The organism is Rhizobium sp. AG207R (assembly GCF_027109195.1).
Classification (GTDB): Bacteria; Pseudomonadota; Alphaproteobacteria; order Rhizobiales; family Rhizobiaceae; genus Rhizobium; species Rhizobium dioscoreae.
The window spans coordinates 33,772-49,415 of the sequence record NZ_JAEPVT010000012.1 but is presented as its reverse complement, the minus strand read 5'-3'; the positions used below and the strand labels follow the sequence as shown (position 1 = coordinate 49,415).

Below are 15,644 nucleotides of genomic sequence, written 5' to 3'. Positions count from 1 at the left end.
ATGGCTCGCGCATATAAAATCGAAGACTACCGCAATTTCGGTATCATGGCGCATATCGACGCCGGCAAGACCACGACGACCGAGCGTATTCTTTACTACACCGGTAAGTCGCACAAGATCGGCGAAGTTCATGATGGCGCTGCCACGATGGACTGGATGGAGCAGGAGCAGGAGCGTGGCATCACGATCACCTCTGCTGCTACCACGACCTTCTGGAAGGGCCGTGACGGCAAGACCCGCCGCTTCAACATCATCGACACCCCCGGCCACGTTGACTTCACCATCGAAGTCGAGCGCTCGCTGCGTGTTCTCGATGGTGCCATCGCGCTGCTCGACGCCAACGCCGGCGTTGAGCCGCAGACGGAAACCGTTTGGCGTCAGGCTGAGAAGTATCATGTTCCGCGCATGATCTTCTGCAACAAGATGGACAAGACCGGGGCCGACTTCTACCGCTCGGTTGAGATGATCAAGACGCGCCTCGGTGCGACCGCAGTTGTCATGCAGCTGCCGATCGGCGCTGAAAGCGACTTCAAGGGCGTTATCGACCTGGTCGAGATGAACGCTCTGATCTGGCGCGACGAGTCGCTCGGCGCCCAGTGGGACGTCGTCGAAATCCCGGAAGACATGAAGGCCAAGGCTGAAGAATATCGCGAAAAGCTGATCGAGACCGTTGTCGAGATCGATGAAGCCGCGATGGAAGCCTACCTCGAAGGCAATCTGCCTGACAACGACAAGATCCGCGAACTCGTTCGTCGCGGCACGATCGACGTCAAGTTCCATCCGATGTTCTGCGGCACCGCATTCAAGAACAAGGGTGTTCAGCCGCTCCTCGACGCCGTTGTCGATTACCTGCCGTCGCCGCTCGACATTCCGGCGATCAAGGGCATCGATGCCAAGACGGAAGCCGAGATCGAGCGTCACGCTGACGACAACGAGCCGCTTTCCATGCTCGCGTTCAAGATCATGAACGACCCGTTCGTCGGCTCGCTCACCTTTGCCCGTATCTACTCCGGCAAGCTGGAGAAGGGCGTTTCGGTCATGAACACGGTCAAGGACAAGCGCGAGCGCGTCGGCCGCATGCTGCAGATGCACTCCAACTCGCGTGAAGACATCGAAGAAGCCTATGCTGGCGACATCGTTGCTCTCGCCGGCCTCAAGGAAACCACGACGGGTGACACGCTCTGCGACCCGCTGAAGCCGGTTATCCTCGAGCGCATGGAATTCCCGGAGCCGGTCATCCAGATCGCGATCGAGCCGAAGTCCAAGGGCGACCAGGAAAAGATGGGCCTCGCGCTCAACCGCCTGGCTGCAGAAGACCCGTCCTTCCGCGTTAAGACCGACCAGGAATCCGGTCAGACGATCATCGCCGGCATGGGCGAACTGCACCTCGACATCATCGTCGACCGCATGCGTCGTGAGTTCAAGGTTGAAGCAAACGTAGGCGCGCCGCAGGTTGCTTACCGCGAAACCATCACGCGCCTGACGGAAAAGGACTACACGCACAAGAAGCAGACCGGTGGTACCGGTCAGTTCGCACGCGTCAAGCTCGTATTCGAGCCGAACCCGGAAGGCGAAGACTTCAAGTTCGAATCCAAGATCGTCGGTGGTGCTGTTCCGAAGGAATACATTCCGGGCGTTCAGAAGGGTATCGAAAGCGTTCTGTCTTCGGGCCCGCTGGCTGGCTTCCCGATGCTCGGCGTCAAGGCGACGCTCATCGACGGTGCCTTCCACGACGTCGACTCGTCGGTTCTGGCCTTCGAAATTGCCGCTCGCGCTTGCTTCCGTGAAGCAGCTCGCGAAGCCGGTGCTCAGCTCCTCGAGCCGATGATGAAGGTCGAAGTCGTAACGCCGGAAGACTACGTCGGTGACGTTATCGGCGACCTGAACTCTCGCCGTGGTCAGATCCAGGGCCAGGAGAGCCGCGGTATCGCCGTCGTCATCAGCGCGAACGTCCCGCTGGCGAACATGTTCAAGTACGTCGATAACCTGCGCTCGATGTCTCAGGGCCGTGCACAGTACACGATGACCTTCGATCATTATGCGCCGGTTCCGTCGAACGTCGCACAGGAAATCCAGGCAAAGTATTCCGGTCAGAAGTGACCGGAATACCAATTGACCGATAACAAGAATTGATCCCTCAGGGGACAGGAAAACGGAGAGCCGAAAATGGCAAAGAGTAAGTTTGAGCGCAATAAGCCGCACGTTAACATCGGGACGATCGGTCACGTTGACCACGGCAAGACGTCGTTGACGGCAGCGATCACGAAGTACTTCGGCGAGTTCAAGGCGTATGACCAAATCGACGCGGCTCCGGAAGAGAAGGCTCGTGGCATCACGATCTCGACGGCCCACGTTGAATACGAGACGCCGAACCGTCACTATGCGCACGTTGACTGCCCCGGCCACGCCGACTACGTGAAGAACATGATCACGGGTGCCGCCCAGATGGACGGCGCGATCCTGGTTTGCTCTGCTGCTGACGGCCCGATGCCGCAGACGCGCGAGCACATCCTGCTCGCCCGCCAGGTTGGCGTTCCGGCAATCGTCGTATTCCTGAACAAGGTCGACCAGGTTGACGACGCTGAGCTTCTCGAGCTCGTCGAGCTTGAAGTTCGCGAACTTCTGTCGTCCTACGACTTCCCGGGCGACGACATCCCGGTCGTCAAGGGTTCGGCGCTTGCTGCTCTTGAAGATTCGGACAAGAAGATCGGCGAAGACGCGATCCGCGAGCTGATGGCTCAGGTTGACGCCTACATCCCGACGCCTGAGCGTCCGATCGACCAGCCGTTCCTGATGCCGATCGAAGACGTGTTCTCGATCTCTGGCCGTGGTACGGTTGTGACGGGCCGCGTCGAGCGTGGCGTGATCAAGGTTGGTGAAGAAGTCGAGATCGTCGGCATCCGTCCGACGTCGAAGACGACGGTTACCGGCGTTGAAATGTTCCGCAAGCTGCTCGACCAGGGCCAGGCCGGCGACAACATCGGCGCGCTGATCCGCGGTGTGAACCGTGACGGCGTCGAGCGTGGTCAGATCCTGTGCAAGCCGGGTTCTGTCAAGCCGCACAAGAAGTTCAAGGCCGAAGCCTACATCCTGACGAAGGAAGAAGGCGGCCGTCATACGCCGTTCTTCACGAACTACCGTCCGCAGTTCTACTTCCGTACGACGGACGTGACGGGCATCGTGACGCTTCCGGAAGGCACGGAAATGGTTATGCCAGGCGACAACGTCACGGTTGACGTCGAGCTGATCGTTCCGATCGCGATGGAAGAAAAGCTTCGCTTCGCGATCCGCGAAGGCGGCCGTACCGTCGGCGCTGGCATCGTCGCCTCCATCGTCGAGTAATTCGAAGACGGCCACTCCATTCGAGTGGCCGATTCGATGACAATATTATGATGTAAGCGGCTCTAGCCGCTTGCTTATGACATAGAAATGTTGCAAATGGCGCGCGAGCGCGATTTGCGCGCTGCTTCGGATGACGAAGCGGCCAATGAAATTAACAATAAGGTGGGCCGAAAGGCCTAAAGAGTGGATGGGGATGCCGTAGCCGGCGTCCCTCTCGATCTTTGAAACCGGTGGTCCGCCTTAGGAAACAGAACAAACCGTGCCTTTTCGAAAGGCACGCGAGATAACAAACACAAGGATAACGTCGAATGAACGGCCAAAATATCCGCATTCGCCTGAAGGCGTTCGATCACCGGATTCTCGATGCTTCCACGCGCGAGATCGTGTCGACGGCGAAGCGCACCGGTGCAAGCGTCCGGGGCCCCGTTCCGCTTCCGACTCGTATCGAGAAGTTTACGGTAAACCGGTCCCCGCACATCGACAAGAAGAGCCGCGAGCAGTTCGAGATGCGCACGCATAAGCGCCTCCTCGACATCGTTGACCCGACCCCGCAGACGGTAGACGCGCTGATGAAGCTCGATCTCGCCGCCGGTGTCGATGTTGAGATCAAGCTCTAAGGCCTCCGGTCCTCGAGCTGAGTGAGAAGGATTGAACCGATGCGTTCAGGTGTGATTGCACAGAAGGTGGGAATGACCCGCGTCTACAACGACGCCGGCGAGCATGTCCCGGTTACCGTATTGCGTATGGAAGGCTGCCAGGTCGTAGCCCAGCGCACAGTTGAAAAGAATGGCTACACCGCAGTTCAGCTCGGTGCCGGCCAGGCTAAAGTTAAGAACACGACGAAGGCTCTTCGCGGCCATTTCGCCGTCGCAAGCGTAGAGCCGAAGGCCAAGCTCGCAGAATTCCGTGTCACGGAAGACAATCTGCTCGCAGTTGGCACCGAGCTCAACGCAGGTCACTTCACGGCGGGTCAGCTCGTCGACGTGACCGGCACGACGATCGGTAAGGGCTTTGCCGGCGCCATCAAGCGCCACGGCTTCGGCGGTTTGCGCGCCACGCACGGTGTGTCGGTTTCGCACCGCTCGCACGGTTCGACCGGCTCGCGCCAGGACCCGGGCAAGGTGTTCAAGAACAAGAAGATGGCTGGTCACATGGGCCAGACCCGCGTCACGACGCAGAACCTTGAAGTGGTATCGACCGATGAAGATCGCGGTCTAATCCTCGTCAAGGGTGCGGTTCCCGGCTCCAAGGGCGCCTGGATCATCGTGCGCGACGCCGTCAAGTCGGCAGCGAAGTAAGGGAGCCAAACCAATGGAATTCAACGTCAAGACCCTTGAGGGCAAAGACGCCGGGAAGGTTTCCCTTTCTGATGCGATTTTCGGCCTCGAGCCGCGTGAAGACATTCTCGCTCGCGTCGTTCGCTGGCAGCTTGCCAAGAAGCAGCAGGGCACGCATCAGGCCAAGGGCCGCGCAGACGTAGCGCGCACCGGTGCCAAGATGTACAAGCAGAAGGGTACGGGCCGCGCTCGTCACCATTCGGCTCGCGCTCCGCAGTTCCGCGGCGGTGGTAAGGCTCACGGCCCGGTCGCTCGCAGCCACGAGCATGATCTGCCGAAGAAGGTTCGCGCCCTCGGCCTGCGTCACGCTCTCTCTGCCAAGTTCAAGGCTGAAGACGTGATTGTCATCGACAATCTCGTCGCTACCGAAGCCAAGACCAAGGCACTCGCTGGCGCTTTCGAGACGCTCGGCCTGACGAACGCTCTGTTCATCGGCGGTGCTGAGCTCGACAGCAACTTCAAGCTCGCAGCCCAGAACATCCCGAACATCGATGTTCTGCCGGTTCAGGGCATCAACGTTTACGACATCCTGCGCCGCGGCAAGCTCGTGCTGTCCAAGGCTGCAGTTGAAGCTCTAGAGGAGCGATTCAAGTGACGGATCTTCGCCATTATGATGTGATCGTTTCTCCGGCGATCACCGAAAAGTCCACGCTGCTGTCGGACAATAACCAGGTTGTTTTCAACGTTGCGAAGACCGCGACGAAGCCGGAAATCAAGGCTGCCGTCGAAGCGCTCTTCGGCGTCAAGGTGACGGCCGTTAACACTCTGCTGCGCCTCGGCAAGACCAAGCGGTTCAAGGGTCTCGTCGGCAAGCAGAAGGACGTGAAGAAGGCTGTTGTGACGCTCGCCGAAGGCCAGTCGATCGACGTCTCCACCGGTCTCTGAGGAATAAGAAAATGGCATTGAAAACATTCAATCCGACGACCCCGAGCCAGCGTCAGCTGGTCATTGTCGATCGCTCCTCGCTCTACAAGGGCAAGCCGGTCAAGTCGTTGACCGAAGGCCTCACCTCCAAGGGTGGCCGTAACAACACCGGCCGCATCACCGTCCGTTTCCAGGGCGGTGGTCACAAGCGCAGCTATCGTCTGGTCGACTTCAAGCGTCGCAAGTTCGACGTCGAAGCAACCGTCGAGCGTATCGAATACGATCCGAACCGTACCGCTTACATCGCTCTGGTGAAGTACACGGACGGCGAACTGGCCTACATCCTCGCTCCGCAGCGTCTCGCTTCGGGCGACAAGGTCATCGCTTCGGAAAAGGCAGTGGACGTGAAGCCTGGCAACACCATGCCGCTTCAGTTCATCCCGGTCGGCTCCATCATCCACAATGTGGAAATGAAGCCTGGCAAGGGCGGTCAGATCGCTCGCTCCGCCGGCTCCTACGCTCAGCTCGTCGGCCGTGACCAGGGCATGGCGATCCTTCGCCTGAACTCGGGTGAACAGCGCCTTGTGCACGGCACCTGCCTTGCCACGATCGGTGCGGTTTCGAACCCGGATCACGGCAACATCAACGACGGTAAGGCCGGTCGTTCGCGTTGGCGTGGCAAGAAGCCGCATAACCGCGGCGTTGTCATGAACCCGGTCGACCATCCGCACGGCGGTGGTGAAGGCCGCACCTCCGGTGGTCGCCATCCGGTGACCCCGTGGGGCAAGCCGACCAAGGGCAAGCGTACGCGGTCGAACAAGTCGACCGACAAGATGATTATGCGCTCGCGCCATCAGCGCAAGAAGTAAGAGAGGAAGTCTCAAGTGGCTCGTTCAGTATGGAAAGGTCCGTTTGTTGACGGCTATCTTCTCAAGAAGGCTGAGAAGGTGCGTGAAGGCGGACGTAACGAAGTAATCAAAATGTGGAGCCGTCGCTCCACCATCATGCCGCAGTTCGTTGGTCTCACCTTCGGCGTCTACAACGGCAGCAAGCACATTCCGGTCAGCGTCAATGAAGACATGGTCGGACACAAGTTCGGCGAGTTCGCCCCGACCCGTACCTATTATGGTCACGGTGCGGACAAGAAGGCGAAGAGGAAGTAACAATGGGCAAGGCAAAAACCGAACGCCGGCTGAAGGACAACGAGGCGCAGGCAGTTGCGCGCACGCTCCGCGTCAGCCCGCAGAAGCTCAACCTGGTCGCGGCTTCGATCCGCGGCAAGAAGGTTGACCGCGCGCTCGCAGAGCTGGAATTCTCGCGCAAGCGTATCGCTGGCGCCGTGAAGAAGACGCTCGAATCTGCGATCGCCAATGCAGAAAACAATCACGATCTCGACGTTGACTCGCTGGTCGTTGCAGAAGCTTACGTCGGCAAGTCGATCGTCATGAAGCGTTTCCACGCTCGTGGCCGCGGCCGCGCATCTCGCATCGAGCGTCCGTTTGCGCACCTGACGATCGTCGTTCGTGAAGTGGAAGCTCAAGGGGAGGCCGCATAATGGGTCAGAAAATCAATCCGATCGGCTTTCGTCTTGGCATCAACCGTACCTGGGATAGCCGCTGGTTCGCGGATAATGCCGAGTACGGCCAACTCCTCCACGAAGACCTGAAGATGCGCAAGTTCGTCATGAACGAACTGAAGCAGGCTGGTATCTCCAAGGTGGTCATCGAGCGTCCGCACAAGAAGTGCCGCGTCACGATCCACTCGGCTCGTCCGGGCCTGATCATCGGCAAGAAGGGCGCTGACATCGACAAGCTCCGCAAGAAGCTGTCGGACATGACGAATTCCGAAACGCACCTCAACATCGTTGAAGTTCGCAAGCCGGAAATCGACGCGACGCTGGTTGCCCAGTCGATCGCTCAGCAGCTGGAACGCCGTGTTGCTTTCCGTCGCGCCATGAAGCGCGCCGTTCAGTCCGCGATGCGTCTTGGCGCCGAAGGCATCAAGATCACCTGCGCCGGCCGTCTCGGCGGTGCTGAAATCGCTCGTACGGAATGGTACCGCGAAGGTCGCGTGCCGCTGCATACGCTGCGCGCCGACATCGACTACGGTACGGCTGAAGCAGAAACCGCTTTCGGTATCTGCGGCATCAAGGTCTGGATCTTCAAGGGCGAAATCCTTGAGCACGATCCGATGGCCTCCGAACGCCGCGCGCTCGAAGGCGACGCCCAGGGTCCGGCTAGCCGCGATCGCGATAGAGACCGTCGCCGCGACAACGCTTGATAGCGTACGTGGCAGATAAGTTCGGAGAATAAGAAAATGTTGCAGCCAAAGCGTACGAAGTACCGCAAGCAATTCAAGGGCCGCATCAAGGGCGTTGCCAAGGGTGGTTCTGATCTGGCGTTCGGCGAATTCGGCCTGAAGTCGCAGGAGCCTAACCGCGTCAACGCTCGCGAGATCGAAGCGGCCCGCCGGGCGATCACGCGCTATATGAAGCGCGCCGGCCGTGTATGGATCCGCGTGTTCCCGGATGTTCCGGTAACCGCAAAGCCGACCGAAGTCCGTATGGGTAAAGGTAAGGGCTCTGTCGAATACTGGGCATGCAAGGTCAAGCCCGGCCGTATGATGTTCGAGATCGACGGTGTGAGCGAAGAAATCGCTCGTGAGGCCCTGCGCCTCGGCGCTGCCAAGCTCTCGGTCAAGACGCGCTTCGTTCAGCGCATTGCAGAGTAAGGAAGAAGCTCATGAAAGCCGCAGATGTTCGCGCCCTGAGCGCCGACCAACTCAAGGACGAGCTTGCCAAGCTGAAGAAGGAGCAGTTCAACCTGCGCTTTCAGAAGGCGACCGGCCAGCTCGAGAAGTCCTCGCGCATCAACGAAGTCCGCAAGGACATCGCTCGCGTAAAAACCATTGCCCGCCAGAAGGCGGCAGAAGCAAAGGCCTAAAGGAAGAATAACATGCCGAAGCGCATTCTGCAGGGCGTCGTGGTCAGCGACAAGAACGAGAAGACGGTAGTTGTCCGCGTTGAGCGTCGTTTCGCTCACCCGCTGCTCCAGAAGACCGTTCGTCGTTCCAAGAAGTACAAGGCTCACGACGAAAACAATCAGTACAAGACCGGCGACGTCGTTTCCATCGAGGAATGCGCGCCGATCTCCAAGGATAAGACCTGGACGGTCGTTTCCGCCCAGTCCAAGTAACAGAATTTCGCTCAGGCCCTTGCGCTTGGGCGAAATATCTGTATGAAGCACGAGCTTGGAAGCAGGACGCTCGCGAACGGGCGTTCTTTTGCTTTATTGATGGCCGGCAGAGGCGACCCGTTGCGGTTCCGAAGCCCAGGCATAATCAGACAAGACACTAGTCCATAAGCCGGGGTAGGGGGTCGATTGGCCCAACCATTCCGGTAACAACAAGAAGGCGACCTGACATGATTCAGATGCAAACAAACCTCGACGTGGCGGATAATTCCGGCGCACGTCGTGTCATGTGCATCAAGGTGCTGGGCGGCTCGAAGCGCAAGTATGCCTCGATCGGCGACGTTATCGTCGTTTCGATCAAGGAAGCTATCCCGCGCGGCCGTGTGAAGAAGGGTGACGTGATGAAGGCGGTTGTTGTTCGTACCGCCAAGGACATCCGTCGTCCGGATGGCAGCGTCATCCGCTTCGATACCAACGCAGCAGTCCTCATCGACAACAAGAAAGAGCCGATCGGCACCCGTATCTTCGGACCGGTTCCGCGCGAACTTCGCGCCAAGAACCACATGAAGATCATCTCGCTGGCTCCAGAAGTACTGTAAGGAGCGGAGCGATGCAGAAGATCCGTAAAGGCGACAAGGTTGTCGTATTGACCGGTAAGGACAAGGGCCGTACCGGCGAAGTCATTCAAGTGCTGCCGAAGGAAGACCGTGCGGTCGTTCGTGGCGTCAACGTCATCAAGCGCCATCAGCGCCAGACGCAGAACCAGGAAGCCGGCATCATCAGCAAGGAAGCCCCGCTTCACCTGTCCAACATTGCGATCGTCGACAAGGACGGCAAGCCGACCCGCGTCGGTTTCAAGGTTGTGGATGGCAAGAAGGTCCGTGTGGCCAAGACCTCGGGAGAAGTGATCGATGGCTGAGGCAAAGTACGAGCCGCGGCTCAAGAAGGAATATGTTGCTCGCATCCGTGCAGCCATGCAGGAGCAGTTCTCCTACGCTAACGAGATGCAGATCCCGAAGCTGGACAAGATCGTGATCAACATGGGTGTTGGCGAAGCGACGGCTGATTCGAAGAAGCCGACCGTTGCTGCTGCCGACCTGGCGGCCATCGCTGGCCAGAAGCCGGTCATCACCCGCGCACGCAACTCCATCGCTGGCTTCAAGGTCCGCGAAAATATGCCGATCGGCGCGAAGGTTACCCTGCGCGGCGCCCGCATGTATGAGTTCCTGGATCGTCTGGTCAACATCGCGCTTCCGCGCGTTCGCGACTTCCGCGGCCTGAACCCGAAGAGCTTTGACGGTCGTGGCAATTTTGCCATGGGCATCAAGGAGCACATTGTGTTCCCTGAGATCAACTACGACAAGGTTGATCAGATGTGGGGCATGGACATCATCGTTTGCACGACGGCGACGACCGACGACGAAGCACGGGCTCTTCTGAAAGAGTTCAACTTCCCGTTCCGTCAATAACCGTAACGACGAGCGTAGAAAAGGAACCCTGATATGGCGAAGACAAGCGCAGTTGAAAAGAACAAGCGCCGCCGCAATACGGTTGCCAACCAGGCCGCGAAGCGGGCTGCTCTCAAGGCAATCATCATGAACCAGTCTCTCTCGATCGAAGACCGGTTCAAGGCCACTCTGAAGCTGGCATCGCTCCCGCGCGATGGATCGAAGACCCGTATTCGCAACCGTTGCGAAGTGTCTGGCCGTCCGCGCGCCTACTACCGCAAACTGCGCATGTCGCGTATCGCGCTGCGTGAACTCGGCAATCTCGGCAAGGTGCCGGGCATCGTCAAGTCCAGCTGGTAAGGAGCAGATTAGATGTCTATGACTGATCCTTTGGGCGATATGCTCACCCGCATCCGCAATGGCGCTTCGCGCCGCAAGTCGTCGGTTTCGACGCCTGCGTCCAAGCTCCGTGCACGCGTTCTCGATGTGCTCCAAGCTGAAGGCTACATCCGTGGCTATTCCGTCGTCGATTTCGGCAACGGCAAGTCTGAGCTCAACATCGAACTCAAGTACTACGAAGGCGCATCGGTGATCCGCGAGATCGGCCGTGTGTCCAAGCCGGGCCGCCGGGTTTACGTCTCGGTCAAGTCCATTCCGCAGGTCGCGAACGGTCTCGGCATTACCATCCTTTCGACTCCGAAGGGTGTGATGGCCGATCACCAGGCTCGCGAACAGAATGTTGGTGGCGAGGTTCTCTGCTCGGTCTTCTAAGATCGAACAGAGATATCTCCTTCGAAACAGACAGGTTTGAAAAATGTCTCGTATCGGTAAGAAGCCCGTTCAGGTACCTGCAGGGATCACGGCCACGGTTGATGGCCAGAAAGTGACTGCCAAGGGCCCCAAGGGCGAGCTGTTTTTCGTCGCTAACGACGAAATCGGTCTCAAGCTGGAAAACAATGCAATCGTCGTGACGCCGCTCAACGACTCCAAGGATGCTCGCGCAAAGTGGGGCATGTCCCGCACCATGATCGAGAACATCTTCAAGGGTGTTAAGGACGGCTACGAGCGCAAGCTCGAAATCAACGGTGTCGGCTACCGTGCCTCCATGCAGGGCAAGAACCTGCAGCTGGCGCTCGGCTTCAGCCACGACGTGATTTATCAGCCGCCGCAGGGCATCACCATTGCTGTGCCGAAGCCGACGGAAATCGTCGTCACCGGCATCAACAAGCAGCAAGTTGGTCAGGTTGCCGCTGAAATCCGCGAATATCGCGGTCCTGAGCCCTACAAGGGCAAGGGCGTTAAGTATGCCGAAGAGCGGATCGTCCGCAAAGAAGGCAAGAAGAAGTAAGGAACACGCGAAATGGCTAGCAGGAAAGAAGCACTTGCGCGTCGCGCCAACCGCGTGCGCCGTCAAATCAAGGCGGTGGCCAATGGCCGTCCGCGCCTGTCGGTTCATCGCTCGTCGAAGAACATCTACGCTCAGATCATCGATGATGTGGCTGGCAAGACCCTCGCGGCTGCCTCTACCCTCGACAAGGATCTGCGCGGTTCTCTGAAGACCGGTGCCGATACCGCAGCCGCAGCCCTCGTTGGCAAGCTCGTTGCAGAGCGCGCCTCCAAGGCCGGCGTGAAGGAAGTCGTGTTCGATCGCGGCGCTTTCATCTACCACGGCCGCATCAAGGCCTTGGCTGAAGCAGCCCGCGAAGGCGGCCTGACCTTCTAATCAGATTTCCGGCCGGTGATCTCAAGGATGCCGGCCGGATATTCACCGGACCGCAAATCTCCGTTGGGAGGTTCATGCGGTCTTCGTTTTGTTTGCCCGTTGCACCCGGAAAAGAAAAAGGAAGAGGACAATGGCACAGGAAAAGAGGGCTCCGCGGGAAGACCGTCAGAGCCGTGAAGAGCGCGATAGCGAATTCGTCGACAAGCTGGTCGCGATCAACCGCGTCGCCAAGGTTGTTAAGGGTGGCCGTCGCTTCGGCTTCGCCGCTCTCGTCGTCGTTGGCGACCAGAAGGGCCGCGTAGGCTTCGGCCATGGCAAGGCACGCGAAGTGCCGGAAGCCATCCGCAAGGCAACCGAAAGCGCCAAGCGCGACATGATCTTCGTACCGCTGCGCGACGGCCGTACGCTGCATCACGACGTTCATGGCCGTCATGGCGCCGGCAAGGTTCTGCTGCGCTCGGCCAAGGTCGGTACCGGTATCATCGCCGGCGGCCCGATGCGCGCCGTTTTCGAAACGCTCGGCGTTCATGACGTCGTTGCCAAGTCGACCGGTTCGTCGAACCCGTACAACATGGTTCGCGCCACGTTCGACGCCCTGAAGCACCAGGTTCACCCGAAGGACATCGCAGCTCAGCGCGGCATCAAGTATGCCACCCTGCAGGCTCGCCGCGCCGCTTCGGGCAACGCCTCCGAAGAATAAGGGAGTTTGACCTATGGCCAAGACGACCAAGAAGGCTGAAGCTAAGGCGACCGTTACGGTCGAGCAGATTGGCAGCCCGATCCGCCGTCCGGATGTTCAGCAGAAGACGCTGATCGGTCTCGGACTGAACAAAATGCACCGTCGCCGCACGCTGGAAGATACTCCGGCTGTTCGTGGCATGATCCGTGCTGTCCAGCATCTCGTTCGCGTTGTCGACGAGAAGTGAGCCGGAGGTAATTCGCTATGAAACTGAATGAAATCAAGGATAACGAAGGCTCGACCCACAGCCGCAAGCGCCTCGGCCGCGGCATCGGCTCCGGCTCCGGCAAGACCGGTGGCCGTGGTGTGAAGGGTCAGAAGTCCCGTTCGGGCGTTGCGATCAACGGCTTCGAAGGCGGTCAGATGCCCATCTACCGTCGTCTGCCGAAGCGCGGCTTCAACAACATCTTCGCATCCGACTACGTTGTCGTATCGCTGGCACGCATCCAGGCTGCCGTCGATGCCGGCAAGCTCGATGCCAAGAGCACTGTTGATGCAGCAGCTCTCAAGGCTGCCGGCGTTATTCGCCGCGTCAAGGATGGCGTTCGGGTTCTCTCGGACGGCGAACTGAAGGCGAAGCTTGCTCTTGAAGTTGCAGGCGCTTCCAAGTCCGCAGTCGAGAAGATCGAAAAGGCTGGCGGTTCCGTCAAGCTGCTCGCTGCTGCCGCAGAATAATATTATCAATAATCGCCCGAAGTGACTTCACTTCGGGCGATTTTGCTCCCATATGTGAGCCTCACGAATCTGATCGATGCGGCAAGTGTCTTTCCGATCGATAACGGGAACCAAGGGTGAGGCGCCCGATTGCAGCGCAATCCGTCCGAAGCCCGGCTTTTGAACAATTTACAGACCGATTCTGGACTCGGCCGACTATGCCGGAATTGGTGATGCGGAGATTTGCATGGCTTCTGCAGCGGAACAATTGGCGTCCAACCTCAATTTTTCGACCTTTGCCAAAGCCGAGGATCTCAAGAAGCGCCTGTGGTTTACCCTCGGCGCTCTCCTCGTCTACCGGCTCGGCACCCACATTCCGCTTCCTGGCCTCAACCCTGCCGCCTATGCCCAGGCTTTCCAGAATCAGTCGGGCGGCATTCTCGGTCTCTTCAACATGTTCTCGGGCGGCGCCGTGCAGCGCATGGCGATCTTCGCGCTCGGCATCATGCCTTATATTTCTGCCTCGATCATCGTTCAGCTGATGACGTCGGTCGTTCCCTCGCTCGAGAACCTGAAGAAGGAAGGCGAGCAGGGCCGCAAGATCATCAACCAGTACACCCGCTACGGCACGGTGCTGCTCGGTGCATTGCAGGCCTATGGCATTGCGATCGGCCTGGAGCATGGCAACGGCGTCGTTGTCGATCCCGGCTGGTTCTTCCGCATTTCCACCGTCATAACGCTGCTTGGCGGCACCATGTTCCTGATGTGGCTTGGCGAACAGGTGACGTCGCGCGGTATCGGCAACGGCATTTCGCTGATCATCTTCGCCGGTATCGCTGCCGGTCTTCCGACTGCGCTCGCCGGCACTCTTGAGCTTGGCCGCACGGGCGCGCTTTCCACGCCTCTTATTCTCGCCGTTCTGGTCGTCGCTATTCTGGTCATCGCGCTCATCGTCTTCGTCGAGCGCGCGCAGCGTCGCCTTCTGATCCAGTATCCGAAGCGCCAGGTTGGCACGCGGATGTTCCAGGGCGATACGTCGCACCTGCCGCTGAAGCTGAACACTTCGGGCGTCATCCCGGCGATCTTCGCGTCGTCGCTGCTTCTGCTGCCGGCAACCGTCGCCGGTCTCGGCAACAACACCGCGCTTCCGGCCTGGGTAACGTCCATCGTTGCAGCGCTCGGCCACGGACAGCCCGTCTATATGGTGCTCTACGCCGCTCTGATCGCCTTCTTCGCCTTCTTCTACACGGCTCTCGTCTTCAATCCGAAGGACACGGCCGACAATCTGAAGAAGCACGGCGGCTTCATTCCCGGTATCCGTCCGGGTGAGCGCACCGCCGAATATATCGATTACGTGCTGACCCGCATCACGGTCATCGGCGCGATCTATCTTGTCTTCGTCTGCATCCTGCCCGAAATTCTCGTATCCCAGACAGGTATTCCCTTGTCTCTGGGTGGCACTTCGCTTCTGATCGTGGTTAGCGTAACGCTGGATACGGTGGCGCAGATTCAGGGTCACCTGATCGCACAGCAATATGAAGGCCTGATCAAGAAATCGAAGTTGCGTGGAGGAAAGAGGGGGCGATGAGACTCATACTTTTAGGGCCGCCGGGAGCAGGTAAGGGGACCCAGGCCCAGCGCATCGTGGAAAAGCATGGCATTCCGCAGCTTTCCACTGGCGATATGCTGCGTGCGGCCGTTCAGGCCGGCACGGAAGTTGGCAAGCGCGCCAAGGCTGTCATGGACGCCGGCAAGCTTGTTTCGGATGAGATCGTCAACGCGATCGTTTCCGAACGCATCGATCAGCCGGATTGTGCCAAGGGTTTCATTCTCGATGGTTTCCCGCGCACTCTTGTACAGGCTGATGCCACGGAGAAGATGCTTAGCGCGAAGGGCCTCGAGCTCTCCGTCGTGATTGAGCTCAAAGTGGACGACGCCGAACTGATTCGCCGCGTCTCTGGCCGCTATTCCTGCTCGAATTGCGGCAGCGTCTATCACGACACTGACAAGGTTCCGGCAAATGCCGGTGTCTGCGACAAATGCGGCTCGACGCATTTCAAGCGCCGCCCGGATGACAATGCCGAAACCATGGCGACCCGTCTTCAGGTCTACTACAAGGAGACCTCGCCGCTGATCGGTTACTACTATGCCAAGGGCAAGTTGCAGAGCATCGACGGCATGGCCGATATCGAGCATGTGACTGAGAGCATAGAGGCTATCCTGGCTAAGCTTTAGATAGCCTAAAATAAACTTGCCGGAGCGGTTGCTTTTTTGCGCTGATTCCGCTAAACACCGCGCCAACTCGCGACATGCCATGCGATCGGCGCGGATTTCCAACGGGAAGTC

Annotated in this window: 25 protein-coding genes; all 25 read left to right on the top strand. The window is 58.9% G+C overall.

Features of this window, described 5'->3' with window-relative positions; genetic code table 11:
* The 25 genes from fusA (at position 1) to JJQ51_RS25780 (ending at position 15,533) form a co-directional block, all read left to right on the top strand.
* Positions 1 to 2,100, top strand: a complete 2,100-nt coding sequence (gene fusA / locus JJQ51_RS25900) for an elongation factor G (RefSeq protein WP_106997622.1) — start codon at positions 1 to 3, stop codon at positions 2,098 to 2,100.
* Positions 2,101 to 2,166: 66 nt separating this feature from the next.
* Positions 2,167 to 3,342, top strand: a complete 1,176-nt coding sequence (gene tuf, locus JJQ51_RS25895; protein ID WP_095434658.1) for an elongation factor Tu — start codon at positions 2,167 to 2,169, stop codon at positions 3,340 to 3,342.
* A 308-nt stretch (positions 3,343 to 3,650) separates the two neighbouring features.
* Positions 3,651 to 3,959 carry a 30S ribosomal protein S10 gene (gene rpsJ, locus JJQ51_RS25890; protein WP_003547547.1) on the top strand — a complete coding sequence of 103 codons (309 nt, stop codon included), beginning with the start codon at positions 3,651 to 3,653 and terminating at the stop codon, positions 3,957 to 3,959.
* Between the two features lie 39 nt (positions 3,960 to 3,998).
* Positions 3,999 to 4,640, top strand: a complete 642-nt coding sequence (gene rplC / locus JJQ51_RS25885) for a 50S ribosomal protein L3 (RefSeq protein ID WP_075852342.1) — start codon at positions 3,999 to 4,001, stop codon at positions 4,638 to 4,640.
* A gap of 13 nt (positions 4,641 to 4,653) precedes the next feature.
* Positions 4,654 to 5,274 carry a 50S ribosomal protein L4 gene (rplD, locus tag JJQ51_RS25880; RefSeq protein WP_015339599.1) on the top strand — a complete coding sequence of 207 codons (621 nt, stop codon included), beginning with the start codon at positions 4,654 to 4,656 and terminating at the stop codon, positions 5,272 to 5,274.
* On the top strand, positions 5,271 to 5,564 hold the full coding sequence (locus tag JJQ51_RS25875; RefSeq protein WP_015339600.1) for a 50S ribosomal protein L23: 294 nt from the start codon (positions 5,271 to 5,273) through the stop codon (positions 5,562 to 5,564). The genes rplD and JJQ51_RS25875 overlap by 4 nt, the downstream gene beginning before the upstream one ends.
* 11 nt (positions 5,565 to 5,575) lie before the next feature.
* Entirely contained in the window at positions 5,576 to 6,412 is an 837-nt protein-coding gene (rplB, locus tag JJQ51_RS25870; protein WP_069611898.1) for a 50S ribosomal protein L2, read from the top strand.
* 15 nt (positions 6,413 to 6,427) lie between these two features.
* Positions 6,428 to 6,706, top strand: coding sequence for a 30S ribosomal protein S19 (gene rpsS / locus JJQ51_RS25865; RefSeq protein WP_037199970.1), 279 nt, complete (start codon positions 6,428 to 6,430; stop codon positions 6,704 to 6,706).
* Positions 6,707 to 6,708: 2 nt separating this feature from the next.
* Positions 6,709 to 7,098 (top strand): 50S ribosomal protein L22, encoded by a 390-nt coding sequence (rplV, locus tag JJQ51_RS25860; protein WP_004118391.1) that lies wholly within the window; start codon positions 6,709 to 6,711, stop codon positions 7,096 to 7,098.
* On the top strand, positions 7,098 to 7,823 hold the full coding sequence (gene rpsC / locus JJQ51_RS25855; RefSeq protein ID WP_004118393.1) for a 30S ribosomal protein S3: 726 nt from the start codon (positions 7,098 to 7,100) through the stop codon (positions 7,821 to 7,823). Before rplV ends, rpsC begins: the two co-directional genes overlap by 1 nt.
* Before the next feature lie 36 nt (positions 7,824 to 7,859).
* Positions 7,860 to 8,273 carry a 50S ribosomal protein L16 gene (gene rplP, locus JJQ51_RS25850; protein WP_004118395.1) on the top strand — a complete coding sequence of 138 codons (414 nt, stop codon included), beginning with the start codon at positions 7,860 to 7,862 and terminating at the stop codon, positions 8,271 to 8,273.
* A gap of 11 nt (positions 8,274 to 8,284) precedes the next feature.
* Complete coding sequence (gene rpmC, locus JJQ51_RS25845) at positions 8,285 to 8,485, top strand: 50S ribosomal protein L29 (RefSeq protein ID WP_007690763.1); 201 nt, start codon at positions 8,285 to 8,287, stop codon at positions 8,483 to 8,485.
* Between the two features lie 12 nt (positions 8,486 to 8,497).
* The gene (gene rpsQ / locus JJQ51_RS25840; RefSeq protein WP_069611899.1) at positions 8,498 to 8,737 is read left to right on the top strand and encodes a 30S ribosomal protein S17; all 240 of its coding nucleotides are present in this window, start codon (positions 8,498 to 8,500) and stop codon (positions 8,735 to 8,737) included.
* Positions 8,738 to 8,964: 227 nt separating this feature from the next.
* Positions 8,965 to 9,333, top strand: a complete 369-nt coding sequence (rplN, locus tag JJQ51_RS25835; RefSeq protein WP_003573790.1) for a 50S ribosomal protein L14 — start codon at positions 8,965 to 8,967, stop codon at positions 9,331 to 9,333.
* A gap of 11 nt (positions 9,334 to 9,344) precedes the next feature.
* Positions 9,345 to 9,653 (top strand): 50S ribosomal protein L24, encoded by a 309-nt coding sequence (gene rplX / locus JJQ51_RS25830; RefSeq protein ID WP_069611900.1) that lies wholly within the window; start codon positions 9,345 to 9,347, stop codon positions 9,651 to 9,653.
* Positions 9,646 to 10,203 carry a 50S ribosomal protein L5 gene (gene rplE / locus JJQ51_RS25825; RefSeq protein WP_069611901.1) on the top strand — a complete coding sequence of 186 codons (558 nt, stop codon included), beginning with the start codon at positions 9,646 to 9,648 and terminating at the stop codon, positions 10,201 to 10,203. The genes rplX and rplE overlap by 8 nt, the downstream gene beginning before the upstream one ends.
* Before the next feature lie 33 nt (positions 10,204 to 10,236).
* A complete protein-coding gene (rpsN, locus tag JJQ51_RS25820; protein WP_004118406.1) occupies positions 10,237 to 10,542 on the top strand; it encodes a 30S ribosomal protein S14 in 306 nt (101 codons plus the stop codon).
* A 12-nt stretch (positions 10,543 to 10,554) separates the two neighbouring features.
* Entirely contained in the window at positions 10,555 to 10,953 is a 399-nt protein-coding gene (gene rpsH / locus JJQ51_RS25815) for a 30S ribosomal protein S8 (protein WP_015339607.1), read from the top strand.
* 43 nt (positions 10,954 to 10,996) lie between these two features.
* On the top strand, positions 10,997 to 11,530 hold the full coding sequence (gene rplF, locus JJQ51_RS25810; RefSeq protein WP_069611902.1) for a 50S ribosomal protein L6: 534 nt from the start codon (positions 10,997 to 10,999) through the stop codon (positions 11,528 to 11,530).
* A gap of 12 nt (positions 11,531 to 11,542) precedes the next feature.
* Entirely contained in the window at positions 11,543 to 11,905 is a 363-nt protein-coding gene (gene rplR / locus JJQ51_RS25805) for a 50S ribosomal protein L18 (protein WP_113333543.1), read from the top strand.
* 130 nt (positions 11,906 to 12,035) lie between these two features.
* Entirely contained in the window at positions 12,036 to 12,605 is a 570-nt protein-coding gene (gene rpsE / locus JJQ51_RS25800) for a 30S ribosomal protein S5 (RefSeq protein ID WP_004118414.1), read from the top strand.
* Between the two features lie 13 nt (positions 12,606 to 12,618).
* Positions 12,619 to 12,831 carry a 50S ribosomal protein L30 gene (gene rpmD / locus JJQ51_RS25795; RefSeq protein WP_007690786.1) on the top strand — a complete coding sequence of 71 codons (213 nt, stop codon included), beginning with the start codon at positions 12,619 to 12,621 and terminating at the stop codon, positions 12,829 to 12,831.
* Between the two features lie 17 nt (positions 12,832 to 12,848).
* Positions 12,849 to 13,319 (top strand): 50S ribosomal protein L15, encoded by a 471-nt coding sequence (gene rplO / locus JJQ51_RS25790; RefSeq protein ID WP_069611904.1) that lies wholly within the window; start codon positions 12,849 to 12,851, stop codon positions 13,317 to 13,319.
* Between the two features lie 226 nt (positions 13,320 to 13,545).
* Positions 13,546 to 14,886, top strand: a complete 1,341-nt coding sequence (gene secY, locus JJQ51_RS25785) for a preprotein translocase subunit SecY (protein WP_069611905.1) — start codon at positions 13,546 to 13,548, stop codon at positions 14,884 to 14,886.
* Positions 14,883 to 15,533, top strand: coding sequence for an adenylate kinase (locus tag JJQ51_RS25780; RefSeq protein WP_113333541.1), 651 nt, complete (start codon positions 14,883 to 14,885; stop codon positions 15,531 to 15,533). The genes secY and JJQ51_RS25780 overlap by 4 nt, the downstream gene beginning before the upstream one ends.
* Positions 15,534 to 15,644: the final 111 nt, after the last annotated feature.

Excerpts from the sequence above, each read along its gene's own strand:
- fusA (WP_106997622.1), top strand. The coding sequence starts at position 1 with ATGGCTCGCGCATATAAAATCGAAGACTACCGCAATTTCGGTATCATG.
- tuf (WP_095434658.1), top strand. The coding sequence starts at position 2,167 with ATGGCAAAGAGTAAGTTTGAGCGCAATAAGCCGCACGTTAACATCGGG.
- rpsJ (WP_003547547.1), top strand. The coding sequence starts at position 3,651 with ATGAACGGCCAAAATATCCGCATTCGCCTGAAGGCGTTCGATCACCGG.
- rplC (WP_075852342.1), top strand. The coding sequence starts at position 3,999 with ATGCGTTCAGGTGTGATTGCACAGAAGGTGGGAATGACCCGCGTCTAC.
- rplD (WP_015339599.1), top strand. The coding sequence starts at position 4,654 with ATGGAATTCAACGTCAAGACCCTTGAGGGCAAAGACGCCGGGAAGGTT.
- rplB (WP_069611898.1), top strand. The coding sequence starts at position 5,576 with ATGGCATTGAAAACATTCAATCCGACGACCCCGAGCCAGCGTCAGCTG.
- rplV (WP_004118391.1), top strand. The coding sequence starts at position 6,709 with ATGGGCAAGGCAAAAACCGAACGCCGGCTGAAGGACAACGAGGCGCAG.
- rpsC (WP_004118393.1), top strand. The coding sequence starts at position 7,098 with ATGGGTCAGAAAATCAATCCGATCGGCTTTCGTCTTGGCATCAACCGT.
- rplP (WP_004118395.1), top strand. The coding sequence starts at position 7,860 with ATGTTGCAGCCAAAGCGTACGAAGTACCGCAAGCAATTCAAGGGCCGC.
- rpmC (WP_007690763.1), top strand. The coding sequence starts at position 8,285 with ATGAAAGCCGCAGATGTTCGCGCCCTGAGCGCCGACCAACTCAAGGAC.
- rpsQ (WP_069611899.1), top strand. The coding sequence starts at position 8,498 with ATGCCGAAGCGCATTCTGCAGGGCGTCGTGGTCAGCGACAAGAACGAG.
- rplN (WP_003573790.1), top strand. The coding sequence starts at position 8,965 with ATGATTCAGATGCAAACAAACCTCGACGTGGCGGATAATTCCGGCGCA.
- rplX (WP_069611900.1), top strand. The coding sequence starts at position 9,345 with ATGCAGAAGATCCGTAAAGGCGACAAGGTTGTCGTATTGACCGGTAAG.
- rplE (WP_069611901.1), top strand. The coding sequence starts at position 9,646 with ATGGCTGAGGCAAAGTACGAGCCGCGGCTCAAGAAGGAATATGTTGCT.
- rpsN (WP_004118406.1), top strand. The coding sequence starts at position 10,237 with ATGGCGAAGACAAGCGCAGTTGAAAAGAACAAGCGCCGCCGCAATACG.
- rpsH (WP_015339607.1), top strand. The coding sequence starts at position 10,555 with ATGTCTATGACTGATCCTTTGGGCGATATGCTCACCCGCATCCGCAAT.
- rplF (WP_069611902.1), top strand. The coding sequence starts at position 10,997 with ATGTCTCGTATCGGTAAGAAGCCCGTTCAGGTACCTGCAGGGATCACG.
- rplR (WP_113333543.1), top strand. The coding sequence starts at position 11,543 with ATGGCTAGCAGGAAAGAAGCACTTGCGCGTCGCGCCAACCGCGTGCGC.
- rpsE (WP_004118414.1), top strand. The coding sequence starts at position 12,036 with ATGGCACAGGAAAAGAGGGCTCCGCGGGAAGACCGTCAGAGCCGTGAA.
- rpmD (WP_007690786.1), top strand. The coding sequence starts at position 12,619 with ATGGCCAAGACGACCAAGAAGGCTGAAGCTAAGGCGACCGTTACGGTC.
- rplO (WP_069611904.1), top strand. The coding sequence starts at position 12,849 with ATGAAACTGAATGAAATCAAGGATAACGAAGGCTCGACCCACAGCCGC.
- secY (WP_069611905.1), top strand. The coding sequence starts at position 13,546 with ATGGCTTCTGCAGCGGAACAATTGGCGTCCAACCTCAATTTTTCGACC.
- JJQ51_RS25780 (WP_113333541.1), top strand. The coding sequence starts at position 14,883 with ATGAGACTCATACTTTTAGGGCCGCCGGGAGCAGGTAAGGGGACCCAG.